Below are 23,594 nucleotides of genomic sequence, written 5' to 3'. Positions count from 1 at the left end.
GGGGCCTCCGCCGCGTTCAGGCCTGGGCGGTCGCCGCCGCCTGGGCCGCCAGCACGCGCTGGGTCACCTTGCGCTCGACGAAGAACGACAGGAACGGCACCGTGCCGCCGACCATGACGCCGAGCATGTACTGCCACGTCCAGCGCGCTTTCATGCCCAAGTTCATGACCGTGACCAGGTAGATCATGTAGAGCCCGCCGTGAATGGGCGCGATGATCTTCGACATCGCCGGGTTGTCGAAGCCGTAACGGATCACCATGGCCACGCAGAGCACGAGCAGCATGACGCCCACCACGTACGCGAGCACCCGGAAGGGCTTCAGAGCCGATTCCACGATTAACCTTCCAGAGCCATCTCAGGGGACTTGGCACGGTCCCGATCGCTTCGTACGGCGTCGCGTACGAAATGGAACCACATGAACACAGCGAATCCAGCAAAGATCCACCAGTTGGCGGCATACGCCAGGTTACGCCAGGTCAGCGTGCCGCCCACCTCCGGCGGCTGGACCTTGACCTGCGTCAACGAGCCCGACGGCGGCTGCGCCACGACATAGCCGGTGCGTACCTTCTGGCCGCTCCACAGGTTGACCAGCTCACCTGTGGACACCGTCTGCACCTGGCCGGCAGGCAGTCCTTCCGCGCGCCGCTGCACGCTGTCGGTGCCCTGCTGCGGGCGCAGCCGCCCGGGCACCGTGACCCTGCCCTGCGGCACCGCGGCGACCGCCGGGTCATCGGCCTTGGCCGTCCAGCCTCGTATGACCGGCATGAGCGTGCCGTCGTCGAGCCTGAGCGGCGTGAGCACCCAGTAGCCGCGGTCGCGCGAGACGTTGCCGCCCGGAGCGTCGACGTCGGCCCGCCGGTCGGCGACCAGGAGCTGGCGGCCGGGCTCATAGACGCCCTCCGCCGTGACCCTGCGGCCCACGACCTCACCGCTCAGCTGCGGACCCACCGGAGCGAGCGTGCCGACCGTGACGGGGCCCGGATCCACGGAGGCGTGAGGCTTTCCCGAATCCTGGAAAACGCCGAGCTGCCAGCGCCCGAGCAGGATGAACGCGACAAGGACCACTGCCGTGAGCAGGTGCAACCCCATGACACGGGGAGAGAGCAGGGTCCTGAGCATGCTTCAAAGTTATCCGCCGGGTGGGGTGGTCCCCTAATCAGGCCGCCCCTCGGTGGGGCCGCGTTTCAGCGGACCACCGCAGGGGCCGGCGAAGCTCGACCCATAGAGATCCCGCCAAACGACGCAAATGGCACAGGCACTCACGCTAGGCTGCTGGCCATGTCTGACCAGCATATCGACCCGGCGGGCAACACCCAGCAGTTCAAGGCTTTCGCGCAGCGCCGCGAGCAGGAAGCCGCTGTCCCGCCCAAGAAGTCGCCCCTCGTGCCCATCATCGCGGTTGTCGTCGCGATCGTGATCATCGGCGTCGCCGCCTTCCTCCTGCTGCAGTAGGCCACAGAACAAGATCTACCCGCCGCGGAGGCCGTGGCGGGTTCTCGGCGTTCTGTCGAGTTCCCCCGAAGCACCGCACGTGCGTCGCCCCATCGGCGACGGGTCAGCGCCACTCCGGCGGGTGTCGTGACAGGGCTCACTCTGGACCTGGGGAGGAAGCGCTCCTTATATTGGATATAGCGTCCAATAAGCGCGCGCCCCGGGAGGTCCAATGCCAGGGTTGGCGATCATCGGATCCGGGTTCGCCGGGATCGGCATGGCCATCAAGCTCAAGGAGGCGGGGTTCCACGACTTCGTCATCCTGGAGAAGGCCGCCGAGCTGGGCGGCACCTGGCGCGACAACACCTATCCCGGCTGCGCGTGCGACGTGCCCTCGCACATGTACTCCTACTCATACGAGCTGAACCCGGACTGGTCACGGATGTTCTCCCCGCAGGAGGAGATCTGGGACTACATGCGATCGTGCGCGGACAAGTACGGCGTCACCCCGCACATCAGGTACGGCAAGCGCGTAGTCGCCCTCGAATACGACGACGCCGGGCGGGACTGGTCGGTCACCATGGACGACGGCGAGACCTTCCGCACGAACGCCGTGGTCTCCGCCATCGGCGCCCTACATATCCCGAAATTCCCCGAAATTTCGGGGCGCGAGTCCTTCGTCGGCCCCGCCTTCCACTCCGCCGAATGGGACCACTCGATCGACCTGACCGGCAAGCGCGTGGCCGTCGTCGGCACCGGCGCCTCCGCCATCCAGTTCGTCCCCCAGATCGCCCCGATCGCGGGCAGCCTGACCGTCTTCCAGCGCACGCCCCCGTGGATCCACCCCAAGCCGGACTTCCCGTTCTCGCCGGCCATGCGCCGCGTCCTCCGCGCGCCCGGCCTGGCCAGGACCATGCGCGGCGCCCTCTACTGGGCCCTGGAGTCGAGGGCACTCGGCTTCGCCATCGACCCGCGCCTCATGAAGGTCCACGAGAAGCTGGCCCGCAGGCACCTCGAAGCCCAGGTCCCCGATCCCGGCCTGCGCCGCAGGCTCACCCCCGACTACCTGATCGGCTGCAAGCGCATCCTCGTCTCCAGCGACTACTACCCGGCCCTGACCAGGGAAAATGTCGAGCTGGTGACGGATGAGATCACCGAGATCAGGCCGCACTCGATCGTGGACGCCTCCGGCACCGAGCACGAGGTCGACGTGATCATCTACGGCACCGGCTTCAAGGTCGTGGACGCGCTGCAGGACCAGCACATCGTCGGCAGAGGCGGGCTGAAGCTGCAGGACGCCTGGCAGAACGGCATCGAGACCTACTACGGCATCACCACGACGGGCTTCCCCAACCTGTTCTTCCTGCTCGGCCCCAACACGGGCCTCGGGCACAACTCGGTCGTGTTCATGATCGAGTCGCAGGTCCGTTACGTCATCGACTGCCTGCGCCTGCTCTCCAGGACCCAGGCCAGGGCCGTCGAGGTCAAGCCGGGGGCGCAGCGGGCGTTCAGCCACCGCCTGCGCGAACGGCTCGACCCTCTTGTCTGGAACACAGGCGGCTGCACCTCGTGGTATCTGGACGAGCACGGAGTGAACCGGACGATCTGGCCGGGCTTCACCTTCGAGTACTGGGCGCGTACCAGGAAGGTGAAGCCGGAGGCGTACGAGCTCATCTACTGAGCGGGCCGCCTGGCCTCGATGAGGAACCGTGAGGAGTGGGCGACGAACGGCCCCTCCGCCTCGATCCGGTCGTGCAGCTCGCGCAGCCGGGCCGCGTAGCGCTCGACCGAGAACCCCGGCACGATCCAGATCACCTTACGCAGGAAGTAGATCACCGCCCCGACGTCGTGGAACTCCATCCGCAGCCGCTCGAACCGCAGGTCCACGACCTCCAGCCCGGCGGCCTCCGCCTCCTCCTCGGCAGCCCTGGGATCTCGGGCCGAGCCCTCCAGCGGCCCCAGGAAGAACTCGGCCAGCTCGAAGACGCTCCTGGGACCGACCTGCTGGGAGAAGTAGGCCCCGCCGGGACGCAGCACGCGGGCGATATCCTCCCACCACGTCCGCACGGGGTGGCGGCTGGTCACCAGGTCGAAGGTGCCGCCCCTGAACGGCAGGCATGACCTTTCGTCGTCGGCCACCACCCGAGCCCCCCGCGGTCGCAGCCGGGACGCGGCGAGCGCGAGGTTGGGCGGCCAGGACTCGGTGGCCACAGCCACCGGCGGCAACTTCGGCACGCCGGCGAGGACCTCGCCCCCGCCGGTCTGGATGTCGAGCGCGGCTCGCGCCCCCGCCATCCGCTCGCCGAGCAGCCTGGCGTAGCCCCAGGAGGGCCGCTCCTCGCTGGCCCGGCCGTCGAGCCAGGAGAAGTCCCATCCGTCCACGGAGACCGTGGCGGCCTCCTGGACGAGGTCGTCATACGTGCGGCGCATCCTCTGACCATGTCAGCGGGCCCGCCGCACGTTCAACCAAATTTTCGTCAGGCGACGCAGCCGCGCACCGCCGCCCGGTCGATGCCGAGCTTGTCGATCAGTTGCGCGACCGGATCGGGCCGCCCCTGTGCGAGCAGGGTGAGCACCAGCTGCCGTGGCGCCTCGGCCGACCTGGTCTTCATCGTCGTCGCCTTGATGGCCTGGTTGATGACGGCGCGGGCGCTCGATGTGAGCGCGGTGCCGGGGACCTGCGGATGCTTGCGCGGCGCCCGCGGCATGTCGCCGACCTCCAGGCCGAGCATGCGCAGCGCCGCCCGGTCCAGCTCCTCGAGCGCGGCCCGCCCGCCCGTCACGTCCACGCCGATCGCCCGGGCGAGGTCCGCGTCGTGCAGAGCACCGAGCAGCAGGTGCTCGGTGCCCAGCCGGCGGTCGCCCCGCTGCCTGGCCTCGTCGAACGCGGCCTTGACGATCACCCCGAACCGGCTCTTCTCAAAGCCCAACATCGCGAAACCCTCACTTCCCGTATTTGGCGTGCACGGACTGCCGCGACATGCCGAGTGCGTCGCCGATCTGCTCCCAGGTCCAGCCCTGCTCCCTGGCCAGCGCCACCGACACCGCCTCGACCTGCTCGGCCAGCCGGTGCAGCGCGCCCACCGCCCGCAGCCCCATGGCCGGATCGTTCGACCTGATCCTTTCGGAGAGCTCTGTTACGTCCACGCTTGTCAGGCTAGCTTGACAGCCAGGAATTTGTCAATCTAGCCTGACAGGCATGGAGAACGTGCTGATCGTGGGGGCGGGGCCCGTGGGGCTCATGCTCGCGTGCGAGCTGGGTCTTGCCGGCGCCCGCCCGATCGTGCTGGAGAAGAGGACGGAGCCGAGCGAACTGCCCAGGGCCAACGGCCTGGGCGGGCAGATCATCGACTTCCTCGACCACCGGGGCCTGCTGGAGCGCTTCAGCGCGGGCAGCCCATTCGCGGGGCGGGCGCCCGGCTTCCCGTTCGGCTCGGTGCCGCTGCGCTTCGCGGGCCTCGACGACATGCCGTTACAGCTGCTGCTGATCCAGCAGCCGCGGATCGAGCGCCTGCTGGCCGAGCGCGCGGCCGAGCTCGGAGTCGAGATCAGGCGGGGCTACGAGGTGCGCTCGCTGGCCCAGGACGCTGAGGGGGTGACGCTCAACGACAGCCTGCGGGCCCGCTACGTCGTGGGCTGCGACGGCGGGCACAGCCTGATCCGGGGGCTGGCCGGGATCGGCTTCCCGGGCACCACCGGCGACGAGCCGCTGCGGCTCGGGCACTTCCGCACGGACGTGAACGTGTTCGAGTCGCCGCAGTTCGACGGCCTGGAGCAGGGCTGGACCCGCACCCCGCACGGCCGCCTGCTGCTCACGTCGCTCCACCACGGCGTGCTCGTCGCCGGGGTGCGCGAGAAAGGGGAGCCGCCGGAGGGCCCCACGACGATCGAGGACTTCCGCGCGGCCGTGCGCCGCGTGGTGGGCAGGGATCTGGAGCTGGGCGAGCCGATCTGGTTGTCGAGCACGGTCTCGCAGGCCAGGCTCGCCGAGCGCTACCGGGCGGGCCGGGTGTTCCTCGCGGGGGACGCCGCCCACTTGTTCCCGGCGGGCGGCTCGGCGCTCAACGTGGGCATGACGGACGCGGCCAACCTCGGCTGGAAGCTGGCCGCCGTGCTCCGCGGGCGGGCCTCCGAGGGGCTGCTGGACACGTACGAGTCCGAGCGGCGGCCGGTGGCCGAGCGGGCCCTCTTGCAGACCCGGGCGCAGGCCGCGATCGACCGGGTGGAGGGCGAGGACGGCGCGGCGCTGCGCGAGCTGCTCACCGAGGTGTTCTCCTTCGAGCAGCCGCTGCGCCACCTGGCCGGGCTGCTGCAGGACTCAGGCGTCCGGTACGGCCCGGCTCGTGGCCCTCACGAAGCCCCAGACGCGGTGGCGCACCCGCTGGTCGGCCGGTTCGCCCCCGACCTGGCGCTGTCGGACGGGCGTCGGCTGGCCGAGCTGATGCGCCGGGGGCGGCCCGTGCTGCTCGACCTGGGCGGCGGCCCGGTGCTCGACGACGACTGGATCGACGTGGTCCGGACCCGCGCCGACGACCCGCCCGCCGACGCCCTGCTGATCCGCCCCGACGGGTACGTCGCCTGGGCAGGGAAGGACGGGCTCGCGGAAGCGGCCCAGGAGTGGTTCGGGCTTATAGCCAGCCGGGCTTGACCAGGCCCGACTCGTAGGCGATCACAACGAGCTGGGCGCGGTCGCGGGCGTGCAGCTTCATCATGGCCCGGCTCACGTGCGTCTTCGCGGTCGCCGGCGACATGAACAGCTTGGCCGCGATCTCGTCGTTCGTCATGCCGGTCCCGACCAGGCCGAGCACCTCGCGTTCGCGCTCGGTGAGCTGGTCGAGCCCGGCGGCGGCGACCGGCTCCTTGGCCCGGGAGGCGTACTCGGCGATCAGGCGGCGCGTCACGCTCGGCGACAGCAGCGCCTCCCCCGCCGCCACCACCCGGACCGCCTGGATCAGCTCGGCGGGCTCGGTGTCCTTGACCAGGAAGCCGCTGGCCCCGCCGCGCAGCGCCTCGAAGACGTACTCGTCCAGCTCGAACGTCGTCAGGATGACGATGTGCGGCCCCGGCGGCATCTGGCGGGTGGCGGTCAGGCCGTCGGTGCCCGGCATGCGGATGTCCATCAGGACCACGTCCGGCTGGTGCTCGCCCGCCAGCCGCACCGCCTCGGCGCCGTCGGAGGCCTCGGCCACCACGGTCATGTCCGGCTGGGCGTTCAGCAGCGCCTTGAAGCCCGCGCGGACCAGCGCCTGGTCGTCGGCCAGCAGCACCTTGATCATGAATTCTCCTCGGGTAGTGGCAGCCGGGCCTCGACCTGGAAACCCGTGCCCCCATTGATGAGCAGGGGCCCCGCGACCAGCGTGCCGCCCAGCGCGGAGGCCCGCTCGCGCATGCCGGGGATGCCGTTGCCGCTGCCGGCCTCGGACAGTACGGGAGCGGTCGTCGCGCCCGTGTCGGCGACGTGGATGGTCAGCTCACGTTCGCCGTACTCCAGGCGCACGCTCACCGACGACCCGGGCGCGTGCCTGGCGGCGTTGGTGAGCGACTCCTGCACGATGCGGTACGCGGCCCGCTCCACCTGCGGCGGCAGCGGGCGGGAGCCGACGCGCTTGAGCGTCACGTCCATGCCCGAGCGCTCGATCAGGTCGTCGAGGCGGTCGAGCCCGGCCGTGGGGGAACGAGGGGCGCCTTCGCGCAGGACGTTCAGGACTGAGCGCATCTCGCCCAGTACCTCCTTGGACGCCGTCTTGATGGTGGACAGAGCGGTCCTGGCCTGTTCCGGGTTGTCGTCGATGAGGTGGAGTGCGGTGGACGCCTGGACGTGGATGAGCGAGATGTTGTGCGCGAGCACGTCGTGCAGCTCCTGGGCCATGGTCAGGCGCTCCTCGCTGGCCTGCCGCCTTGCCTCCTCCTCGGCGATGCGCTCCCGCTCGGCCCGGCGTTCCCTGACGATCCTGACCAGTTCGGCCACGACCATGAAGAGCATGATGAACGTCAGGATCCACACGCTGTGGAAGAGGTCGCGGTGGCCGTCCAGCCAGGCGTAGGTGAGGAACGACAACAGCGTCATCGCCGCCATGATCCAGGCCATCAGCCTCTTGCCACGCGTGACCAGCAGGAACAGCAGGACCCCCGGGCTGATGAAGCTGGGGCCGTAGGCGTACCCGCCGGCCAGGAAGAGGTCGCTCGCGCCGAGCGCGGCGGCGGTGGTGAGCAGCGGGAAGCGGCGGTGCAGCAGGATCGCCAGCGGCCCGACCAGCAGCAGCGCGAAGCCATACGGGTGGCCGACGAGCGGCACCCTGAACTCCCGCTGCCCCCAGGACGCGCCCATGCCTATGACGAACTGGGCGGCCGCCACGATGAGGGCCATATAGGGGTCGAAGCCATATTTCCCACGCACAGCCCTACGCTAGGTCAGGCTCCTGACCAGCGCATCACCCCTGTGTGTCAGGGGGCCCTACCGCGATGGGCGTACGTGGGCCATCGTAGGGAACATGCGCCGAGTGATCGTTCCCGCAGTAGCAGTCCTCGTCTCGCTCGTGTCGGCCCCGCCCGCACTGGCGGCTCCGCAGCAGAAAGTGCCGGTCGCGGAGGGGTACGGCGGCGCCGTCGCCACCGTCGACCTCGATGCCAGCAAGGCCGCCATCGCCGTGCTCAGGAAGGGCGGCAACGCCGTTGACGCCGCCGTCGCCGCGGGCGCGGTGCTGGGCGTCACGGAGCCGTACTCCGCGGGCCTGACCGGAGGCGGCTTCATGGTCTACTACGACGCCAGGCAGCGTAAGGTCTTCACGATCGACGGCCGCGAGACCGCTCCGCAGGCCATGACCTCGACCACGTTCGAGGGCATCCCGTTCGATGAGGGCGTCACGAGCGGGCTGTCGGCGGGCATCCCCGGCACGGCCGCGAACTGGGACCTGGCCCTCCGCAAATTCGGCACGATCTCGCTCAAAGAGGCACTCCAGCCTGCGATCGAGGTGGCCTCCAAGGGCTTCGTCGTCGACCAGACCTTCTACGACCAGACCGCCTCGAACCAGGACCGGTTCAAGGACTTCACCTCCACGGCCAAGCTCTACCTCCCGAACGGCGCCCCGCCGCCCGTCGGCTCGGTGTTCAGGAACCCCGAGCTCGCGGCCACGTACCGTGAGCTCGGCAAGCGCGGCCCCGGCTGGCTGTACGGCGGGCAGCTGGGCAAGGAGGTGGTGGCCACGGTCAAGCAGCCGCCGGTCACCCCCGGCAGCACCCGCAACGTCAGGCCGGGCCTGATGGAGCTGTCCGACCTGCGCGCCTACCGCGCGCTCCTGCGCGAGCCCACCAAGGTCACCTACGAGGGCAAGGACGTGTACGGCATGGCGCCGCCGTCCTCCGGCGGTTCGACGGTCGGAGAGGCCCTCAACATCCTCGAGGCCCTGCCCCCGTCCACCGATCCGCTCGTGGAGCTGCACGAATATCTGGAGGCGTCCAGGCTGGCCTTCGCCGACCGGGGCAAATACGTCGGCGACATCCCCGGCGTGCCGCTCAAGGAGCTGCTGTCCGACGGCTTCGCCAAGGAGCGGGCCTGCCTGATCGGCGACAGGGCGATGGCCCACCCGGCGGCGCCCGGCAACCCGGACGGCTCCTACGAGCCCTGCGCCCAGCCCAGCGGCAGCTCCACCCCGGTCGCGGACGAAGGCCCCGAGACCACCCACCTCGTCGTCGCCGACCGCTGGGGCAACGTGATCGCCTACAACCTGACCATCGAGTCCACCGGCGGCAACGGCATCGTGGTGCCGGGGCGCGGCGTGCTCCTCAACAACGAGCTGACCGACTTCACGTTCGGCCCGGCGCCCGGTGACCCCAACCTGCCCGGCCCCGGCAAGCGTCCGCGCTCGTCGATGTCGCCCACGCTGGTGTTCGAGCACGGCAGGCCGGTGCTGGCGGTCGGGTCGCCGGGCGGCTCGACCATCATCACGACCGTGCTGCAGATCCTGGTCAACCGGTACGAGTTCGGGATGAGCCTGCCCGACGCGCTCGCCGCGCCCCGCGCCACCCAGCGCAACACCGCGCAGACGCAGGCCGAGCAGGCGTTCCTGGACAAATACCGGGCCGGGCTCGAGGCCAAGGGGCACAGCTTCGCGCTCAATCCGGAGATCGGGGCGGCCACCGGGCTGGAGTTCGTCGGCAGGGGCCGGATCCAGGCCGTCGCCGAGCCCGTCCGCCGTGGCGGCGGCAGCGCGATGGTGGTGGCGCCCTAGAAGTCTCCCGCGTGGTCCTTCGCCCATTCGGCGAAGGACCGCGCGGGCCGTCCCGTCACTTCCTCGACCACGTTCGTCAGGACCGGCGGCGGGCTGTCGAGCATCTGCGGACGATGAAACGCACCGGCGCGCTACACCCGCGGGCGTACGGGCGGCCCGCACGAACACTCCCTGGGGCGGACCCGGAACAGGGCCTGACGTGCGATTCGGCGAACCCCTCCTCCGGCGGACCCTGGAGGCACAAACCGAGGAGGAGACATGCACAGCTTCTGGCCGATCATCCCGTTCTTCTGGGGCCTGTTCTGGGTCGCCATCGTCGCGCTCGCCATCACCGCCCGCCGCAGGGGCTGGTGGGGGCCGCGCCACACGCCCGCCCCGGCCTCGCCTACAGCGTCCGCGGAGCAGATCCTCTCCGAGCGGTACGCCCGCGGCGAGATGAGCGACGACGAGTACTTCGAAAGGATGTCTGTTCTCAGGGGCGGATCATCCTAAACATCACTAACAGTGCAATTACTGTCACTGGCCGCATTCGGGCTGCCGCGTTACGTTGCGTGTACCGGAATCGTAGAAAGTGGGGACAGGTATGCGGTCCGTCGCGCTGACGCTCGTCCACTGAGCCACCGGTGAGCACCGCCACACTGCTCGCCGGTGGCGTCGCCGCCGGACTCGTGGCGGGGACGGCCACGTGCACGGCAGCGCAGGGCGGGTTGCTCATGGGCCTGGTCGACGGCTGCCACGGGCGCGATCCCGCGCTGGTCGGCTGGTTCCTGGCGGGGCGGCTGGCCTCGTACACCGCGGCCGGAGCGCTGCTCGGGCTGCTCGGCTCGGCCGTCAGCCTGCCGCCCCCGGCGCGGGCGGCGCTGCTCGTCGTGGCCGGCGTCACGGTGGTCGTCTTCGCGGTCCGGCTGATGCGGCGGGGGCACTGCGCGGTCCCGGCCCCTGCGGACGCCCCTTCCCGGTACAAGGCGCCCCTGCTGGGTGCGGCCACCATCCTCGTGCCCTGCGGGGTGACGCTCGGCATGGAGATGATCGCGATCTCCAGCGGCTCCCCGGTGGCGGGGGCGGCGGCCATGGCGGGGTTCGTGGTCGGCACCGCTCCGGCGTTCGCGCTGCTCGGCTACGTGTTGCGGCGCGTCTCCCGCACCCGGCTGGCCCGGCTCGCCGGGGTCGTGGCGATCGCCGCCGGGTTATGGACCATCGGCGCCGGCCTCAATCTGGGCGGCTGGATCGGCGGCACCCCTTCATCCGCCGTGACCGGGCCAGGCGCGCAGACCGTGACCGTCTGGGCCACCCGCGAGGGCTACCGCCCGGCCGTCGTGACGGCACGCGCGGGCGTGCCCGTCGATGTGGTGTTCAAGCTGGTGGACCGGGGATGCACGGGCACCGTCACGATCGACGGTCGCGACGTCGCGCTGCCGGCCACCGTGCGCCTGGCGCCACGGCCGCGGGGATCGCTGCGGTACGTGTGCGGAATGGGCATGTACACCGGCTTCATCAACTTCTCGTAGAGCCGTGTCGGCGATTACCGTTCGCAATCACGCGATCACGTGCCACTCTGGTCGCCATGGCCTGGCAAGGAGAGGTGGCGGCGCCGTCCATACCGGCGCCGCGCGTGGGAGACGAGCCCGAGCTGCTGGCCGCCGCGCGTGCGGGTGACGCGCAGGCCGCGCACCGGCTCGGCAAACTTTATGCCCAGCATGGCGACCGCGCGGCCGCCAAGCTCTGGTGGGAGCGGGCGGCCGCCGCCGGCAACGTCGACAGCGCCTACAACCTGGGCGTCTGGCACGAGAAGCACGGCAGCCTGGAGGATGCGGTCACCTGGTACGAGTTCGCGGCCGGCACCGGCGACGCCGAGGCCGCGGCCAACCTGGCGACGCTCCTGCTGGAGCAGTGCGGCGACGCCGAGGGTGCCAGGCGCTGGTACGAGCAGGCGGCCCACGGCGGGTCCAGGGCGGCGGCCCGCAGGCTGGCGCTTATGTGCGAGGACACGGGTGAGCTGGGGGCGGCACGGGAGTGGCACCGCAGGGCGGCCGCCGACGGCGACCTGACCTCGGCACACGACCTGGGCTTCCTGGCCTACGCCGCGGGCGATGACAACGAGACCCTGCGCTGGTGGGAGTACGCGGCCAGGGGCGGCCACGCGGACTCGGCGTACTGCATGGGCCTCTACCTGGACGCCGGCCGCGATCCCGAGGGCGCGGAGGCCTACTACCGGCTGGCCGCCAAGAGCGAGCACCCGGGCGCCGCCTCCCAGCTCGGCTGCGTCGCGCTGTCCAGGGGCGACCTGCGTACGGCCCGCGGCTGGTTCGAGCAGGCGGCCGGGACGGGGCGGGTCTACGACCAGCGGATGGCCGGGTTCGTGTGCGTGGAGCTGGGTGACTGCGCGGCGGCCAGCCACTGGTTCGGCCGCGCGGCGGCGGGCGGGGACGCCGAGTCGGCCTTCAACTACGGCCTGCTGCTGATCGCCGAGTTCGGCGACATGGCGGGCGGGCAGCACTGGTTCAGGCAGGCGGCGCAGGCCGGGCACCGCGGGGCCGCCGTCGAGCTGGGCGGGCTGCTGTCGGTGACCGGCGAGCTGGGCGAGGCCCAGTCCTGGCTCTCCGACCCACCGCCGGCCGTCTGGGGAAGACACACCGAACCGGAGCTTGCTGCCAGGGCGGAGTTGGCCGCGGCCGCGACCGGGCGAAGGGGCGGCCTCTCGCTGTCGGTGTCGGACCTGGCCGAGGTGCTGGGCACGTGGGATCTGGTGACCAGGCCGCTGCACGACCATTCCGACGTGATCGGGTGGCTGGTGGAGCGGAGCGGGGTGCACCGGAGCGCGATCGAGCACCTGGCCTCGGTACGCGGCACGCTGCTGCGCCCCGGAAGCGCGCCGTGGCCCAGCCCCGGCGAGATCCAGTACGTCCTGTCCACGGCCCGCGACCTGCGACGGCGCCTGGGCGTGCGTTAGCGCTGCCCCAGGTGGAACAGGTGGCCCTCGTCGTCCTTGAAGACCGCGGACCAGCCCCACGGCTCCTGCTTGGGCGCCTGGGTGAACTCGACGCCGCGCGCCGCGAGCTCCTCGTACGTCTCGACTATGTCGTCGGCCTGGAAGAGCACGTAGTTGGGCAGGTCTTTGGCCGGCGTGGGCCAGCTGGGGTCGGCCTTGTAGATGACCAGCCCGGGACCTCCAGTGGGCGGGGTCACCTCGATCCAGCGGTCCTCGCCGTACGGCAGGTCGGTGGTGACCGTGAAGCCCATCTTGTCCGTCCAGAAGTCGACCGCCTTCTGCTGGTCTTCGACGTAGATGGTGACCTGGCTGATGCCGAGCGCCATCGCCCCTCCTTTGTGAAGTTATATCCATTATGGATATAACCACTGTGGTGCTATGGTGTCAATCATGCTCACGGCCGCCGGTTTTCACGTGCTTCTGGCGCTGGCCAGCGGTTCCGGGCACGGTTACGCGGTGATGCGGTTCGTCGAGGAGGTCAGCGGCGGCGCGGTCAAACTGGGCCCCGGCACGCTCTACCGGACCATCAACCGCCTTGAGGCCGACGGCCTGGTCGAGGAGACCGACGAGGGAGATCCGGCGGCGCCGCACGACGCCAGGCGTCGTTACTACAAGCTGACCCCGCAGGGCGAGCGTGCGGCGCGGGAGGAGGCCGAGCTGATGGCCCGCCTGGTGACAGCGGCCAGAGAGGCAGGATTGATCGCATGACATCGCTACGCCCGCAGGGGCTGTGCCCGCACCTGTTCGTGCGCGACGCGGAGGCGGCGATCGCCTTCTACCGCGAGGGCCTGGGCGCAGTAGAGGTGTTCCGCAACACGCTGTCCGACGGAGCGATTCTCTTCGTGGAGCTGCAGCTCGGGGCCGGACGGCTCCTGGTGAGCGAGGAAATGCCCGGCCTGGGCGCGCTGGCGCCGCCGACGCTGGGCGGCAGCCCGGTGCTGATCCTGCTGGAGGTCGCGGACCCCGACACCGTCGCCGAGCAGGCGATCGAGGCCGGGGCCGAGATCGAGCAGCCGGTGCGGGAGATGTTCTGGGGCGAACGGTACGGCGTGCTGCGCGATCCCTTCGGTCACCGCTGGGCGGTGACCACGGCCAGGGAGCAGCTGACGCCCGGCGAGATCGTGCAGGGCACGACGTACCGCCCGGAAGGTTAGACGATCTCGGCGACCGGGGTGAACGGCAGGCCGAGCGCCTCGGCGACCGGCTGGTTGGTCAGCTTGCCGTCGTAGGTGTTGAGCCCGCCCGCGAGGCCCGCGTCGGCCTTGAGCGCGTCGCGCCAGCCCAGGTTGGCCAGCTTGACCGCGTACGGGAGGGTCGCGTTCGTCAGGGCGTACGTGGAGGTGTTGGCCACGGAGCCCGGCATGTTGGCCACGCAGTAGAAGACCGACTCGTGCACCTTGTACGTCGGCTCGGCGTGCGTGGTCGGACGCGAGTCCTCGAAGCAGCCGCCCTGGTCGATGGCGATGTCGACGAGCACGGAGCCCGGCTTCATGCGCGAGACCAGGTCGTTGGAGACGAGCGTCGGGGCCTTGGCGCCGGGGATCAGCACCGCGCCGATGACCAGGTCGGCCTGCAGGACCTCCTGCTCGATCGCGTACGACGTGGAGACCAGCGTCTTGAGCCGCCCCTGGTAGATGGCGTCGATGTGGCGCAGGCGGTCGATGTTGAGGTCGAGCACGGTCACGTCCGCGCCCATGCCGACGGCGATCTGTGCGGCGTTCAGCCCCGAGACGCCGCCCCCGATGACGACCACCTTCGCCGGCGCCACGCCGGGCACGCCGCCGGGCAGGACGCCGCGGCCGCCGTTGAAGCGCATCATGTTGTACGCGCCCACCTGCGGCGCGAGACGACCCGCGACCTCGGACATGGGGGCGAGCAGCGGCAGCGCGTTGCCGACCTGGACGGTCTCGTACGCGATGCCGGTCGTCCTGGCGCCGAGCAGCGCGTCGGTGCAGGGGCGGGAGGCGGCCAGGTGCAGGTACGTGAACAGCACCAGCCCCTCACGGAGCCGGTGGTACTCCTCGGCGATCGGTTCCTTCACCTTGAGCACCATGTCCGCCTCGCCCCACACGGCGTCGGCGCTGTCGAGGAGCTTCGCGCCCGCCGAGAGGTACTCCTCGTCCGGGATGGACGAGCCGAGCCCGGCGCCTCGCTGGACGAGGACGTCGTGGCCGTTGCGCACCAGCTCGTGAACTCCGGCAGGCGTGGCGGCGACGCGATATTCGTGGTTCTTGACCTCGGCAGGAACGCCGATCTTCATGGTTTGTTCCTTTCGCGAACCGGCACGCCGTCGTACCGGGATTACGGTGTTGTGGCGGACCGCGTTCAGCGATCCGCCACAGGTGGCGAATCCGCCCTTACAGGCGCGCCCATGCCTGGGTGAGCACGTCACGGAGAATCGACCCGATCTCGGCGAACTCCTCCGGACCCGCGATCAGCGGGGGCGAGAGCTGGATGACGGGATCTCCGCGGTCGTCGGCGCGGCAGTACAGGCCCGCGTCGAACAGCGCCTTGGACAGGAAGCCACGCAGGAGCCGCTCCGACTCCTCGGCGTTGAACGTCTCCTTGGTGGCTTTGTCCTTGACCAGCTCGATGCCCCAGAAGTAGCCGGAGCCGCGAACGTCACCGACGATGGGCAGGTCGCGCAGGCCGTCGAGGGTCTGCTTGAACAGCGGCTCGTTCCTGGTGACGTGACCGAGCAGGTCCTCACGTTCGAAGATATCAAGGTTGGCCAGTGCAACAGCCGCAGAGACGGGGTGGCCCCCGAACGTGTAGCCGTGGGCGAACATGGTGTCGCCGTTCTTGAACGGCTCGAACAGCCGCTCATGCGCAATCATCGCGCCGATGGGCGAGTAGCCGCTGGTCAGGCCCTTGGCGCACGTGATGATGTCAGGCACGTAGTCGAACTTCTGGCCACCGAACATCGTGCCCAGCCGGCCGAAGGCGCAGATGACCTCGTCGGAGACGAGCAGCACGTCGTACTCGTCGCAGATCTCGCGCAGGCGCTGCCAGTAGCCGGGAGGGGGCGGGAAGCAGCCGCCGGCGTTCTGCACGGGCTCGGCGAAGACGGCGGCCACCGTGTCGGGGCCCTCCATCTCGATGGCGCGGGCCACACGCTCGGCCGCCCAGAAGCCGTACTCCTCGGGGGTCATGCCCTGCACGCCGGTGATCTCGTCGGCGCGGTAGTGGTTGGTGTTGGGGACCCTGATCGAGCCGGGCACCAGCGGCTCGAACATCTGCTTGAACGCGGGGATGCCGGTGATCGACAGCGCGCCCTGCGGTGTGCCGTGGTAGGCGATCTGGCGGCTGATGACCTTGTGCTTGAGGGGCTTGCCGACGAGCTTGTAGTACTGCTTGGCGAGCTTCCAGGCGGTCTCGACCGCCTCGCCGCCGCCGGTGGTGAAGAAGACGCGGTTCAGGTCGCCGGGGGCGTAGGAGGCCAGGCGCTGGGCCAGCTCGGCGGCCTTGGGGTGGGCGTAGGACCACAGCGGGAAGAACGCCAGCTCCTGGGCCTGCTTGGCGGCGGCCTCGGCCAGTTCCTGGCGTCCGTGGCCGACCTGGACCACGAAGAGCCCGGCCAGACCGTCGAGGTAGCGCTTGCCGTGGATGTCGTAGATGTAGGACCCCTCACCGCGCACGATGGTGGGGATCTCGGACTGCTGGTAGGCGCTGTGCCTGGTGAAGTGCAACCACAGGTTGTCCTGCGCGGCCTTCAGGACGTCGTTTTCCGGCTGCGTCATGGTTATCTTCCCTTGTGTCTGAACTTCCCACAGTCTGCATGCTCACCTGCGGATTTGCCAAGCGAATCGGTCGCAGCACTATGCAAGAAAATCGAGATCCGCAGAACCGCTTTGTAACTGCGACGAAATCCGCATGTACATTGGCGCGCGGGTCAGACTCGTTGCCGCACCTGGGACGTTCTGTGATCCAATGAGAGCAACGCGTCTATACCGGCCCTCACCGGCTGAGACCTGTTGATGTTGACCACCACCGACTATGAATGACCCCGGGGGGACCCTTCCGTGACTCCTGAGCAGATCAAGAGCGCTGTCGCCGCGGCGATGCCCCAATCCGTCGAGGACCTCAAGCGGCTCGCCGCCATACCCTCCGTGGCCTTCCCCGGGCACCCGGAGGAGCCGGTGTACGCCGCCGCCGCGCTGACGGAGGAACTGCTGCGCTCGGCGGGACTGCCGCGCGTCCAGCAGGTGCCCGTCGAGGGCAGCTTCCCGGCGGTCTTCGGCGAGGCCCCGGCGCCGCCCGGCGCCCCCACCGTCCTGCTGTACGCGCACTACGACGTGCAGCCGGCGGGCGACACGGCCGCGTGGCGCACCTCGCCGTTCGAGCCGACCTTGATCGACGGCCGCCTGTACGGGCGGGGCTGCGCGGACGACAAGTCAGGCGTCATCTCCCACGTCACCGCCCTGCGCGCCTTCCAGGGCCGGTTCCCCGTAGGCATCAAGGTCATCATCGAGGGCCAGGAGGAGTACGCGGGCGAGCGTCTGGAGGCGTTCGTCGAGCGCCACCCCGACCTGCTGCGGGCCGATGCCATCGTGGTGGCCGACTGCGGCAACCCGCGCGTCGGCGACCCGGCGGTCACCACGTCGCTGCGCGGCATGGCGGCGTTCACCATCGAGGTCCGCACGCTGAAGGAGGCGGTGCACAGCGGCTCGTTCGGCGGCGCCGCCCCCGACGCGCTGGCCGCCCTGATGCGCATGCTGACCTCGCTGCACGACGACAACGGCGACATCCGCGTGCCCGGGCTGCCGCGCGGTTCGTTCCTGGGCCAGGGGCCGTCGGAGGAGGAGTTCAGGAAGACGGCCGGCGTCCTGGACGGGGTCTCCCTGGTGGGCTCGGGCTCGCTGGCGGACCGGCTCTGGTCGTCGTACGCGATCACCGTGACGGGCCTGGACGTTCCGACGGTCTCCGGAGCGGTGAACGCCGTCCAGCCTGCCGCGCGGGCACGCGTGACCGTCCGCGTCCCTCCGGTGGGCGACCCGAAGACCACGGTGAACGCGGTGGTGGAGTTCCTGCGCCAGGTGGCGCCGTGGGGAGTCCAGGTGTCGTTCGGGGACTTCACGGTGGGCTCGGGCTTCCAGGCGGACTCGGGCGGCAAGGCCCGGGCGGCGCTGAACCGCGCCATGGAGTGGGCCTTCGGCCGCCCGCCCCGCGACGTGGGCGCGGGGGGCTCGATTCCGCTGGTGAACACGCTGCTGAAGCAGTTCCCCGCGGCGGAGATCCTGCTGTTCGGGGCGGAGGACGAGGACGCCGCCATTCACGCTCCGAACGAGCGGGTGGACCTGGAGGAGCTACAGCGCGTGGCGACGACCGAGGCCCTGTTCCTCCACGAAATCAGCCTCCCCTCGGCGCTGGGGGTGTAGGTAGTAGGTTGCGCAGGCCCACCCACCCGTTGCCCTACTGGATGGTGGGCCTGCCGGAGCCCACCTCGGGGCGGGGCTCAGGCACCGCCTACCCCTGTCCCACTCGCCGTCATGCCCGACCGGCTCTGTCTCGGCGCGCCGAGCGTCGCGATTCCCCCGCCCGCCCGAGAAGGCGACGTCGAGATATCGCGCACGTCTTGGCCGATCGGATCATTCAGGGGCGAGCTGCAACACCGCGGATTCACCGTTGGCGGCCACTGCCGTGATGCTCAGGCCGTTCTCGGTGGCCTTGCTGTCGGTGCCCAGGACGACCTTGAACCTGTTCCCCGAGCTGGAGGAATTGCAGCTGGTGCCGGTGCAGAATCCGCGCTGCGAGTATCCGAGATAGCGCCCGACAACGGTGACGGTGTCGAACTCGACCGATTGCACCCGTACTGAAGCGACCCCCAGGCGGCGTGGCACAGAGAGGTTCGATCCCGCGCTTACCCGCACCTCACACCGTCCGTCGGCGCAGGCGGCGAGATCGGTGCCGTCCGCGGCCGCCGGCAGGCCGGACGAGCTCGAATGTTCGCCCTGCGACGAGGTGTCCGGTGTGGCGTCGCCTTCGGTGTCGTCCGCCGACAGGTCGGACGGGCTCGGGGACTCGCTCCGCGACGCGGCGTCCGGCGAGGGGTCGCCACCCGCCGCGCACCCGGCCAGAGCCAATGCTCCACCCGCCACCACCGCCGCGACCAGCCGGTGCAGCATGCCCATCCCGTACGAGACGCCGGGCCTCCGCTCGCCGGTGGTTGTTCCTGGGTTGTCCACGTGCCTGCACTCCTCGTCTGCGACTGCACCCAGCGTAACCAAACAGGCACTCAAAGTGTGCGGAAGGTGACCTGCCCGGCGCCAACTTGAGGCGCCGATGCCCACGTTCGGTCCGAGGCGCCCATGTCCGTACTCGGCTCCGGGATCGTGGACGAGCCGGGTCAGGTGCCGTAATCGATCAGGCCCAGCAGACGGTCGGCCTGTGCGCGATCCGAGGCGGCCAGGGCGACGCCCCTGACCAGGGTCAGCAGGTCGCGCACGTCGAGGTCGGCGCGGGCGGCGCCCGCCCGCTTGGCCGTGTCCAGCAGGGCCGAGGCGGTGGCGAGCATGGACGCGTGCCACTCCGCCACCAACGCGGAGCTGCCTTCGTCGTCGGTGACCGCCAGGGCCAGGCCCCGCTTCGTGGTGATGTAGTCCATGAAGAGCCGCAGCCATTCATTCAGCGCCTCGCCGGGTGACTCGGCGGTCAGCAGGGTCTGGCCGCTCGCGCACAGGTGGGCGACCTCGTCGGCGTAGACGGCGACCAGCAGGTCCGTACGGGTGGGGAAATGCCGGTACATGGTGGCGTTCCCGACCCCGGCGCGGCGGGCCACGTCGTCGAGCGGCGCGTCGGTGCCGCGTTCGGCGAAGACCTGCGCGGCCGCGGCCAGCAGCTGGTCGTAGTTGCGCTGCGCGTCCGCCCGGCGAGGCCTCTGTCCCATCAGTCTCCTTGCTAAGTGGGGATTTCCCCGGCTAGTCTAGCCGCGCACATAAACGGGGAACTCCCCACTTAACGGCAGGAGAGCGGCATGATGACGGCCGGCGAGGTGCACAGGCGCATCATCGAGTTGTACGAGGCCAGGCGGATGGACGAGGGGCTGGCGCTCATCGACCCTGAGGTGATCGACCACCGGGGCGGCACGGACGGCGACCACCACGGCCTGGCAGCGTGGAAGGACAAGTGGGAGCGGGCCTTCTCCGGCGGGACGGGCTTTCACGACGCGTCCGTCACGGTGGAGCAGAACATCTCCACCGACGACCTGTCGGCCAACGTCTACCTCAGCCGCGGCACGCACACGGCCTCGGGCCGCCGGTACGAGGTGCGGAGCATCGACATGATCCGCGTACGGGACGGCAGGATCGTCGAGCACTGGGCCGTCATGGACACCACGGCCATGCGCCGTCAGCTCGGCCTCGATCAGTAATCCCGGTACACCAGCCGGAGGCCCGTCTCCACCAGGGCCCAGCCCAGACGCGTCTCCAAGGCGCGGACGACCGAGCCGGACGGCGGCCGGGCCGGGCGGCGCCGTTCCACTCCGGCGTTCAACCGAAGCGCTCGGGCTCGCCGCTCCGCCTCGGCGCGCAACTCGTGGGCTCGCGCCCGCTCGACGTACAGGTATAAGTCCGGATACATCGCACTCACCTCACAGAAAGTCAGGTACGGAACGGGAAGCCGTACGTGTGCACGGCGACGTTCTCGCGCCCCTCGGTGTCACCCGACTCGCGAGCGGCCTGCCCGTGCGCCCGCCACTTCCCGACGACCTCGTTGATCTCGTCGCCGAGCTGACGCACCTCCTTGGCGGTGAGTGAGAGCAGGAATTCCGAGCTGAAGGCCGCGTCGCGCCAGCCGGCCGGCCAGGCGGACTGGGCGTCGAGGTAGCTCTCGTACATCTCGCTCATTTGGCGGGCGTGCATGCGGGACAGCGCGGCGTGGACGGCGGCGCTCTCGGGGGAGTCGCGAAAGTCCTCATCCCGGGTGCTGATGGCGGCGTCCGCGCGCCGCCACCAGCGCTCCCGGGCGTCGCCGCCCGCCTCCGCCTCCTCGATGAGGCCGTGCGCGGCCAGCTTGCGCAGGTGGTAGCTGACCAGCGAGACGGCCTCGCCCACCTGGTCGGCGAGCTGCGAGGCGGTCGCCGTGCCCGCCACATAGACGGCGCGATAGAGCTTCATGCGCAGCGGGTGGCCCAACGCCTTGAGCGTGTCGAGGTCCTTGATGCGGCGGGTCTTCTCGGTGGCCATGAAACCACCATAGAAGCGAAAGAAAATTTGCGCAATAAAATTTGCGGATCTGTCAGAAGCGCCAGCGGGTCTGGCTGAACTCACCCTTGCGGAAACCCAGCACCTTCGACGGCGCCACCTCGAACACCAGGGCCTCGCCGTGCGCGAAGTTCACGAACACGCCGTCGCCGACCTCGAAGTGCCACTCCGGCCCGTACTTGGCCTCCCAGGCGTCGGCCAGCCGCTTGAGCCTGCCCGGGTCCGTGACCCGTTCGGCGACCCCCTCCACCACCAGGTCCAGCCCGCCGCTCATCGAGCTGGCGCCGGTCGTGAGGGCGCAGTTGCGGTTGGATTCGAGGTTCCTGGCCTTCTGTTCCTCCGCTCCCGTCGTGAAGCAGAGCGCGTCGTCCTGCCAGACGGCTATCAGCGTCGTGACATGCGGGCGGCCGTCGGCGCGCACGGTGCTCAGCCAGTACGTCTCAGCGCGTTCGAGCTGGTCGCGGGCCTCGGCCCAGGGCGTGGGCGTGGCGTTCTCGGCGCTGAAGCGGGCGTCCAGTTCGGTGGTGGGTTCCATGTCGCTCCTCGGTTCGGCTCCCATACGTACGGACTTGCCCGGGGGCGGAAACTCATCGCCGGACTAGGGTGAGGGCATGGCGACGTTCGCACTGATCCATGGGGGCGGTGGGTCCGCCTGGGACTGGCACCTGCTGGAGCCCGAGCTACGCGGCCGCGGGCACGACGTGGTGGCGGTGAGCCTGCCGGTCGAGGACGAGTCCGCGGGCCTGTTCGACTACGCGGACTCCGTGGTCGAGGCCGTCGGGGACCGTCGCGACCTGGTCGTGGTGGCGCATTCGTGGGGCGGCTTCGTCGGGCCGCTGGTCTGCGCCCGCGTGCCTGCCGACCTCCTCGTGCTGGTCACCGCCATGATCCCGGCCCCGGGCGAGCCGCCGGCCGATTGGTGGGCCAACACCGGGTTCGACTCGAAGGACATGTCCGACCCGATCGGCCTCTTTCTCCACGACGTGCCCAGGAACGTAGCCGAGGAGTCGCTGACGAGGTCGCGGAACCACGCGGACAAGGCCGTGGCTGAGCCGTGGCCACTGGACGCCTGGCCGGACCTGCCGACGAGATTCCTGCTGTGCAGGGATGACCGGTTCTTCACGCCGGACTTCATGCGTGGTGTCGTACGCGACCGGCTCGGCATCACGCCCGACGAGATCGACGGCAGTCACGCGCCCATGCTGGCCCGGCCGAAGGAACTGGCCGACCGCTTGGAGAGCTATCTCACCGGCAGGTCGTAGACGCGGCGTACGCTGCTGCCCAGCTTGGCCACATCCGCCCCGTACACGTGAATCGACACGCCCACCTCGTCGCTGGTGTTGCGGACCTTGTGGATGTCCCCGGGCGGCGCGAACCCGCTGACCTCGCCGGGCCGGTTGGCGGCCCGCCCGATCTCCACCAGATGGTCGCCCATGTCGCGGTAGAGGGTCTCGTACTCGATACCGCTGATGATGCCGAACGTGCACCACGACACGTGGTCGTGGATCGGCGTCTCCTGGCCGGGGCGCCACACGACGCTCACGATGGAGAAGTCCTCCCGGCTGTGGAGGGGGCGGGAGACGTACCCGTCGGGCGAGCCCTCGCGTTCGCGTGGCGTGAGGATGTCGAGCCCGGGGAGCCGGGCTCGGAGCAGGTCGGCGACGGCGAACGCGGTCTCGCCGCGCCCGAGCCTGCGGTCCACGATTTCGGAAATGCCAGACACGAGCGCATCGAGCCCGGGTCTGACGGCGGTGACGATCGTATCCATGGCATCCCCCCAGGGAAAGACGACAATCTTCCTTCCCCTTCCACGGTGCTACACCTCGACCGATAGGTCCAACAGAACTTCTCTGGTCAACCCATAGATACGATTGATGAATGCTGGATGTAGTGCGCCTACGCGTCCTCGTCGCGGTCGCCCGGACGGGCTCGCTGACCGCCGCCGCCAAGGAGCTCCATTACTCGCAGCCCTCGGTCAGCCATCACCTCGCCCGGCTGGAGGCGGAGACCGGAGCCCGGCTCGTCCAGCGCGTCGGGCGCGGCATCAGGCTCACGGAGGCGGGCCGGCTGCTCGCCGAGCGGGCCGCGGAGATCATCGGACGGCTCGACGCCACCGCCGAGGAGCTCGCCGCGCACGTGGGGCTGCGTTCAGGGCGGGTCCGGCTGGCCGCCTTCCCCTCGGCGCTGGGCACGTTCATCCCGAGGGCGGCCGGGCTGCTGTCCGGCGCGCACCCTGGCCTGCGCCTGCAGCTCACCGAGATCGAGCCGCCGGAGGCGCTCAGGCTGCTGCGGTCCGGGCGGGTGGACGTGGCCGTGATCTTCCGGTACGACGACACGGCGCCCGAGGACAACGGCATCCGCATGATCCACCTTCTCGACGACCCCAGCTACCTGGTGTCCAACGGCCCGCCGGGCGAGCTGGCCGACCATGCGGAGTCGTCCTGGATCGCGGGGTGCGACCGGTGCAGGAGCCATCTGCTGGACATTTGCGACAAGGCGGGATTCGCGCCGCGGATCTCGTTCACCAGCGACGACATCGTGGCCGTCCAGGCCCTGGTGGCGGCCGGTCTGGGCCTGACCATGCTGCCCGGGCTCGCACTGCAGGCCCACCGACACCCGGACGTGCAGGTGGTGGAGGTGCCCGGCTCGACCAGGCACGTGTACGCCGCGGTCTACGGCGAGCCGCCCCACCCGCCGCCCACGGAGGCGTTGCTGGCGGCGCTGCGGGAAAGCCTTTGACGCCGC

General features: G+C 70.1%; 29 protein-coding genes. 13 read left to right on the top strand and 16 right to left on the bottom strand.

What is annotated here, in order from left to right:
* Positions 1 to 16 precede the first annotated feature (16 nt).
* Both ACQPWU_RS08095 and ACQPWU_RS08090 read right to left on the bottom strand, forming a co-directional pair.
* The gene (locus ACQPWU_RS08095; RefSeq protein ID WP_360699339.1) at positions 17 to 334 is read right to left on the bottom strand and encodes a DUF3817 domain-containing protein; all 318 of its coding nucleotides are present in this window, start codon (positions 332 to 334) and stop codon (positions 17 to 19) included.
* A 2-nt stretch (positions 335 to 336) separates the two neighbouring features.
* The gene (locus tag ACQPWU_RS08090; RefSeq protein WP_360699341.1) at positions 337 to 1,119 is read right to left on the bottom strand and encodes an SURF1 family protein; all 783 of its coding nucleotides are present in this window, start codon (positions 1,117 to 1,119) and stop codon (positions 337 to 339) included.
* A 159-nt stretch (positions 1,120 to 1,278) separates the two neighbouring features.
* On the opposite strand from ACQPWU_RS08090, the gene ACQPWU_RS08085 reads away from it, so the two are divergent.
* Complete coding sequence (locus tag ACQPWU_RS08085; protein ID WP_433438082.1) at positions 1,279 to 1,452, top strand: hypothetical protein; 174 nt, start codon at positions 1,279 to 1,281, stop codon at positions 1,450 to 1,452.
* Between the two features lie 211 nt (positions 1,453 to 1,663).
* Positions 1,664 to 3,112: a flavin-containing monooxygenase gene (locus ACQPWU_RS08080; protein ID WP_433438080.1), complete on the top strand. Its 1,449-nt coding sequence runs from the start codon at positions 1,664 to 1,666 to the stop codon at positions 3,110 to 3,112.
* Here the strand turns inward: ACQPWU_RS08080 and ACQPWU_RS08075 are convergent.
* Genes ACQPWU_RS08075 through ACQPWU_RS08065 form a run of 3 tightly spaced genes read right to left on the bottom strand, consistent with a single transcriptional unit; the run spans position 3,106 to position 4,578 of the window.
* Positions 3,106 to 3,861 carry a class I SAM-dependent methyltransferase gene (locus ACQPWU_RS08075; protein ID WP_433438078.1) on the bottom strand — a complete coding sequence of 252 codons (756 nt, stop codon included), beginning with the start codon at positions 3,859 to 3,861 and terminating at the stop codon, positions 3,106 to 3,108. The two genes, ACQPWU_RS08080 and ACQPWU_RS08075, sit on opposite strands and share 7 nt — an antisense overlap.
* A 47-nt stretch (positions 3,862 to 3,908) precedes the next feature.
* Positions 3,909 to 4,364, bottom strand: a complete 456-nt coding sequence (locus tag ACQPWU_RS08070; protein WP_433438076.1) for a Clp protease N-terminal domain-containing protein — start codon at positions 4,362 to 4,364, stop codon at positions 3,909 to 3,911.
* Positions 4,365 to 4,374: 10 nt separating this feature from the next.
* The gene (locus tag ACQPWU_RS08065) at positions 4,375 to 4,578 is read right to left on the bottom strand and encodes a helix-turn-helix domain-containing protein (RefSeq protein WP_170223733.1); all 204 of its coding nucleotides are present in this window, start codon (positions 4,576 to 4,578) and stop codon (positions 4,375 to 4,377) included.
* 52 nt (positions 4,579 to 4,630) lie between these two features.
* Here ACQPWU_RS08065 and ACQPWU_RS08060 point away from each other — a divergent pair, with 52 nt between their 5' ends.
* A complete protein-coding gene (locus ACQPWU_RS08060) occupies positions 4,631 to 6,079 on the top strand; it encodes an FAD-dependent monooxygenase (protein WP_433438073.1) in 1,449 nt (482 codons plus the stop codon).
* On the opposite strand, the gene ACQPWU_RS08055 is transcribed toward ACQPWU_RS08060, so the two are convergent.
* Together ACQPWU_RS08055 and ACQPWU_RS08050 are read right to left on the bottom strand one after the other, a co-directional pair.
* Positions 6,060 to 6,707: a response regulator gene (locus tag ACQPWU_RS08055; protein ID WP_433438072.1), complete on the bottom strand. Its 648-nt coding sequence runs from the start codon at positions 6,705 to 6,707 to the stop codon at positions 6,060 to 6,062. The two genes, ACQPWU_RS08060 and ACQPWU_RS08055, sit on opposite strands and share 20 nt — an antisense overlap.
* Complete coding sequence (locus tag ACQPWU_RS08050; protein WP_433438070.1) at positions 6,704 to 7,828, bottom strand: sensor histidine kinase; 1,125 nt, start codon at positions 7,826 to 7,828, stop codon at positions 6,704 to 6,706. The genes ACQPWU_RS08055 and ACQPWU_RS08050 overlap by 4 nt, the downstream gene beginning before the upstream one ends.
* A gap of 94 nt (positions 7,829 to 7,922) precedes the next feature.
* On the opposite strand from ACQPWU_RS08050, the gene ggt reads away from it, so the two are divergent.
* The 4 genes from ggt to ACQPWU_RS08030 all read left to right on the top strand — a co-directional run bounded on the left by ggt (position 7,923) and on the right by ACQPWU_RS08030 (position 12,609).
* The gene (ggt, locus tag ACQPWU_RS08045) at positions 7,923 to 9,659 is read left to right on the top strand and encodes a gamma-glutamyltransferase (protein WP_433438068.1); all 1,737 of its coding nucleotides are present in this window, start codon (positions 7,923 to 7,925) and stop codon (positions 9,657 to 9,659) included.
* Positions 9,660 to 9,917: 258 nt separating this feature from the next.
* The gene (locus ACQPWU_RS08040; protein ID WP_360699360.1) at positions 9,918 to 10,151 is read left to right on the top strand and encodes an SHOCT domain-containing protein; all 234 of its coding nucleotides are present in this window, start codon (positions 9,918 to 9,920) and stop codon (positions 10,149 to 10,151) included.
* A 131-nt stretch (positions 10,152 to 10,282) separates the two neighbouring features.
* Complete coding sequence (locus ACQPWU_RS08035) at positions 10,283 to 11,167, top strand: urease accessory protein UreH domain-containing protein (protein WP_433438066.1); 885 nt, start codon at positions 10,283 to 10,285, stop codon at positions 11,165 to 11,167.
* 56 nt (positions 11,168 to 11,223) lie between these two features.
* Positions 11,224 to 12,609, top strand: coding sequence for a tetratricopeptide repeat protein (locus ACQPWU_RS08030; RefSeq protein WP_433438065.1), 1,386 nt, complete (start codon positions 11,224 to 11,226; stop codon positions 12,607 to 12,609).
* Here the strand turns inward: ACQPWU_RS08030 and ACQPWU_RS08025 are convergent.
* Positions 12,606 to 12,974, bottom strand: coding sequence for a VOC family protein (locus tag ACQPWU_RS08025; RefSeq protein ID WP_433438063.1), 369 nt, complete (start codon positions 12,972 to 12,974; stop codon positions 12,606 to 12,608). The genes ACQPWU_RS08030 and ACQPWU_RS08025 overlap by 4 nt on opposite strands.
* Before the next feature lie 64 nt (positions 12,975 to 13,038).
* Here ACQPWU_RS08025 and ACQPWU_RS08020 point away from each other — a divergent pair, with 64 nt between their 5' ends.
* Positions 13,039 to 13,356 (top strand): PadR family transcriptional regulator, encoded by a 318-nt coding sequence (locus ACQPWU_RS08020; RefSeq protein ID WP_433438061.1) that lies wholly within the window; start codon positions 13,039 to 13,041, stop codon positions 13,354 to 13,356.
* The gene (locus ACQPWU_RS08015; protein WP_433438060.1) at positions 13,353 to 13,802 is read left to right on the top strand and encodes a VOC family protein; all 450 of its coding nucleotides are present in this window, start codon (positions 13,353 to 13,355) and stop codon (positions 13,800 to 13,802) included. Before ACQPWU_RS08020 ends, ACQPWU_RS08015 begins: the two co-directional genes overlap by 4 nt.
* Here the strand turns inward: ACQPWU_RS08015 and ald are convergent.
* Both ald and ACQPWU_RS08005 read right to left on the bottom strand, forming a co-directional pair.
* A complete protein-coding gene (gene ald, locus ACQPWU_RS08010) occupies positions 13,799 to 14,908 on the bottom strand; it encodes an alanine dehydrogenase (protein WP_433438058.1) in 1,110 nt (369 codons plus the stop codon). The genes ACQPWU_RS08015 and ald overlap by 4 nt on opposite strands.
* Before the next feature lie 97 nt (positions 14,909 to 15,005).
* Positions 15,006 to 16,388 (bottom strand): aspartate aminotransferase family protein, encoded by a 1,383-nt coding sequence (locus ACQPWU_RS08005; RefSeq protein WP_433438057.1) that lies wholly within the window; start codon positions 16,386 to 16,388, stop codon positions 15,006 to 15,008.
* A gap of 282 nt (positions 16,389 to 16,670) precedes the next feature.
* On the opposite strand from ACQPWU_RS08005, the gene ACQPWU_RS08000 reads away from it, so the two are divergent.
* Positions 16,671 to 18,026 carry a dipeptidase gene (locus ACQPWU_RS08000; protein WP_433438056.1) on the top strand — a complete coding sequence of 452 codons (1,356 nt, stop codon included), beginning with the start codon at positions 16,671 to 16,673 and terminating at the stop codon, positions 18,024 to 18,026.
* 210 nt (positions 18,027 to 18,236) lie between these two features.
* On the opposite strand, the gene ACQPWU_RS07995 is transcribed toward ACQPWU_RS08000, so the two are convergent.
* A complete protein-coding gene (locus tag ACQPWU_RS07995; RefSeq protein ID WP_433438055.1) occupies positions 18,237 to 18,833 on the bottom strand; it encodes a hypothetical protein in 597 nt (198 codons plus the stop codon).
* Positions 18,834 to 18,994: 161 nt separating this feature from the next.
* Complete coding sequence (locus ACQPWU_RS07990; RefSeq protein WP_433438054.1) at positions 18,995 to 19,534, bottom strand: TetR/AcrR family transcriptional regulator; 540 nt, start codon at positions 19,532 to 19,534, stop codon at positions 18,995 to 18,997.
* 87 nt (positions 19,535 to 19,621) lie between these two features.
* Between ACQPWU_RS07990 and ACQPWU_RS07985 the strand changes: the two genes are divergently transcribed.
* Positions 19,622 to 20,017, top strand: coding sequence for an ester cyclase (locus ACQPWU_RS07985; RefSeq protein ID WP_433438053.1), 396 nt, complete (start codon positions 19,622 to 19,624; stop codon positions 20,015 to 20,017).
* Here the strand turns inward: ACQPWU_RS07985 and ACQPWU_RS07980 are convergent.
* Genes ACQPWU_RS07980 through ACQPWU_RS07970 form a run of 3 tightly spaced genes read right to left on the bottom strand, consistent with a single transcriptional unit; the run spans position 20,011 to position 21,384 of the window.
* Positions 20,011 to 20,226 carry a hypothetical protein gene (locus ACQPWU_RS07980; protein WP_433438051.1) on the bottom strand — a complete coding sequence of 72 codons (216 nt, stop codon included), beginning with the start codon at positions 20,224 to 20,226 and terminating at the stop codon, positions 20,011 to 20,013. The two genes, ACQPWU_RS07985 and ACQPWU_RS07980, sit on opposite strands and share 7 nt — an antisense overlap.
* Positions 20,227 to 20,246: 20 nt before the next feature.
* Positions 20,247 to 20,831 (bottom strand): helix-turn-helix domain-containing protein, encoded by a 585-nt coding sequence (locus ACQPWU_RS07975; protein WP_433438050.1) that lies wholly within the window; start codon positions 20,829 to 20,831, stop codon positions 20,247 to 20,249.
* Between the two features lie 52 nt (positions 20,832 to 20,883).
* Positions 20,884 to 21,384 carry a pyridoxamine 5'-phosphate oxidase family protein gene (locus ACQPWU_RS07970; RefSeq protein WP_433438049.1) on the bottom strand — a complete coding sequence of 167 codons (501 nt, stop codon included), beginning with the start codon at positions 21,382 to 21,384 and terminating at the stop codon, positions 20,884 to 20,886.
* Positions 21,385 to 21,460: 76 nt separating this feature from the next.
* Here ACQPWU_RS07970 and ACQPWU_RS07965 point away from each other — a divergent pair, with 76 nt between their 5' ends.
* Positions 21,461 to 22,111 carry an alpha/beta fold hydrolase gene (locus ACQPWU_RS07965; RefSeq protein WP_433438047.1) on the top strand — a complete coding sequence of 217 codons (651 nt, stop codon included), beginning with the start codon at positions 21,461 to 21,463 and terminating at the stop codon, positions 22,109 to 22,111.
* On the opposite strand, the gene ACQPWU_RS07960 is transcribed toward ACQPWU_RS07965, so the two are convergent.
* Positions 22,090 to 22,617 carry a cysteine dioxygenase gene (locus ACQPWU_RS07960; protein WP_433438045.1) on the bottom strand — a complete coding sequence of 176 codons (528 nt, stop codon included), beginning with the start codon at positions 22,615 to 22,617 and terminating at the stop codon, positions 22,090 to 22,092. The two genes, ACQPWU_RS07965 and ACQPWU_RS07960, sit on opposite strands and share 22 nt — an antisense overlap.
* 110 nt (positions 22,618 to 22,727) lie before the next feature.
* Here ACQPWU_RS07960 and ACQPWU_RS07955 point away from each other — a divergent pair, with 110 nt between their 5' ends.
* The gene (locus tag ACQPWU_RS07955; protein WP_433438043.1) at positions 22,728 to 23,588 is read left to right on the top strand and encodes a LysR family transcriptional regulator; all 861 of its coding nucleotides are present in this window, start codon (positions 22,728 to 22,730) and stop codon (positions 23,586 to 23,588) included.
* Positions 23,589 to 23,594: the final 6 nt, after the last annotated feature.

This window comes from Nonomuraea sp. CA-141351 (genome assembly GCF_050944675.1).
Taxonomy (GTDB): Bacteria; Actinomycetota; Actinomycetes; order Streptosporangiales; family Streptosporangiaceae; genus Nonomuraea.
The sequence above is the reverse complement of the archived record's forward strand: the minus strand, read 5'-3'. Positions and strand labels throughout refer to the sequence as shown.

Excerpts from the sequence above, each read along its gene's own strand:
- ACQPWU_RS08085 (WP_433438082.1), top strand. The coding sequence starts at position 1,279 with ATGTCTGACCAGCATATCGACCCGGCGGGCAACACCCAGCAGTTCAAG.
- ACQPWU_RS08015 (WP_433438060.1), top strand. The coding sequence starts at position 13,353 with ATGACATCGCTACGCCCGCAGGGGCTGTGCCCGCACCTGTTCGTGCGC.
- ACQPWU_RS08080 (WP_433438080.1), top strand. The coding sequence starts at position 1,664 with ATGCCAGGGTTGGCGATCATCGGATCCGGGTTCGCCGGGATCGGCATG.
- ACQPWU_RS07990 (WP_433438054.1), bottom strand. The coding sequence starts at position 19,534 with ATGGGACAGAGGCCTCGCCGGGCGGACGCGCAGCGCAACTACGACCAG.
- ACQPWU_RS07970 (WP_433438049.1), bottom strand. The coding sequence starts at position 21,384 with ATGGAACCCACCACCGAACTGGACGCCCGCTTCAGCGCCGAGAACGCC.
- ACQPWU_RS07955 (WP_433438043.1), top strand. The coding sequence starts at position 22,728 with ATGCTGGATGTAGTGCGCCTACGCGTCCTCGTCGCGGTCGCCCGGACG.
- ACQPWU_RS08005 (WP_433438057.1), bottom strand. The coding sequence starts at position 16,388 with ATGACGCAGCCGGAAAACGACGTCCTGAAGGCCGCGCAGGACAACCTG.
- ACQPWU_RS08060 (WP_433438073.1), top strand. The coding sequence starts at position 4,631 with ATGGAGAACGTGCTGATCGTGGGGGCGGGGCCCGTGGGGCTCATGCTC.
- ACQPWU_RS07960 (WP_433438045.1), bottom strand. The coding sequence starts at position 22,617 with ATGGATACGATCGTCACCGCCGTCAGACCCGGGCTCGATGCGCTCGTG.
- ald (WP_433438058.1), bottom strand. The coding sequence starts at position 14,908 with ATGAAGATCGGCGTTCCTGCCGAGGTCAAGAACCACGAATATCGCGTC.
- ACQPWU_RS08025 (WP_433438063.1), bottom strand. The coding sequence starts at position 12,974 with ATGGCGCTCGGCATCAGCCAGGTCACCATCTACGTCGAAGACCAGCAG.
- ggt (WP_433438068.1), top strand. The coding sequence starts at position 7,923 with ATGCGCCGAGTGATCGTTCCCGCAGTAGCAGTCCTCGTCTCGCTCGTG.
- ACQPWU_RS08090 (WP_360699341.1), bottom strand. The coding sequence starts at position 1,119 with ATGCTCAGGACCCTGCTCTCTCCCCGTGTCATGGGGTTGCACCTGCTC.
- ACQPWU_RS08070 (WP_433438076.1), bottom strand. The coding sequence starts at position 4,364 with ATGTTGGGCTTTGAGAAGAGCCGGTTCGGGGTGATCGTCAAGGCCGCG.
- ACQPWU_RS07985 (WP_433438053.1), top strand. The coding sequence starts at position 19,622 with ATGATGACGGCCGGCGAGGTGCACAGGCGCATCATCGAGTTGTACGAG.
- ACQPWU_RS07975 (WP_433438050.1), bottom strand. The coding sequence starts at position 20,831 with ATGGCCACCGAGAAGACCCGCCGCATCAAGGACCTCGACACGCTCAAG.
- ACQPWU_RS08055 (WP_433438072.1), bottom strand. The coding sequence starts at position 6,707 with ATGATCAAGGTGCTGCTGGCCGACGACCAGGCGCTGGTCCGCGCGGGC.
- ACQPWU_RS07965 (WP_433438047.1), top strand. The coding sequence starts at position 21,461 with ATGGCGACGTTCGCACTGATCCATGGGGGCGGTGGGTCCGCCTGGGAC.
- ACQPWU_RS08020 (WP_433438061.1), top strand. The coding sequence starts at position 13,039 with ATGCTCACGGCCGCCGGTTTTCACGTGCTTCTGGCGCTGGCCAGCGGT.
- ACQPWU_RS08030 (WP_433438065.1), top strand. The coding sequence starts at position 11,224 with ATGGCCTGGCAAGGAGAGGTGGCGGCGCCGTCCATACCGGCGCCGCGC.
- ACQPWU_RS07980 (WP_433438051.1), bottom strand. The coding sequence starts at position 20,226 with ATGTATCCGGACTTATACCTGTACGTCGAGCGGGCGCGAGCCCACGAG.
- ACQPWU_RS08075 (WP_433438078.1), bottom strand. The coding sequence starts at position 3,861 with ATGCGCCGCACGTATGACGACCTCGTCCAGGAGGCCGCCACGGTCTCC.
- ACQPWU_RS08040 (WP_360699360.1), top strand. The coding sequence starts at position 9,918 with ATGCACAGCTTCTGGCCGATCATCCCGTTCTTCTGGGGCCTGTTCTGG.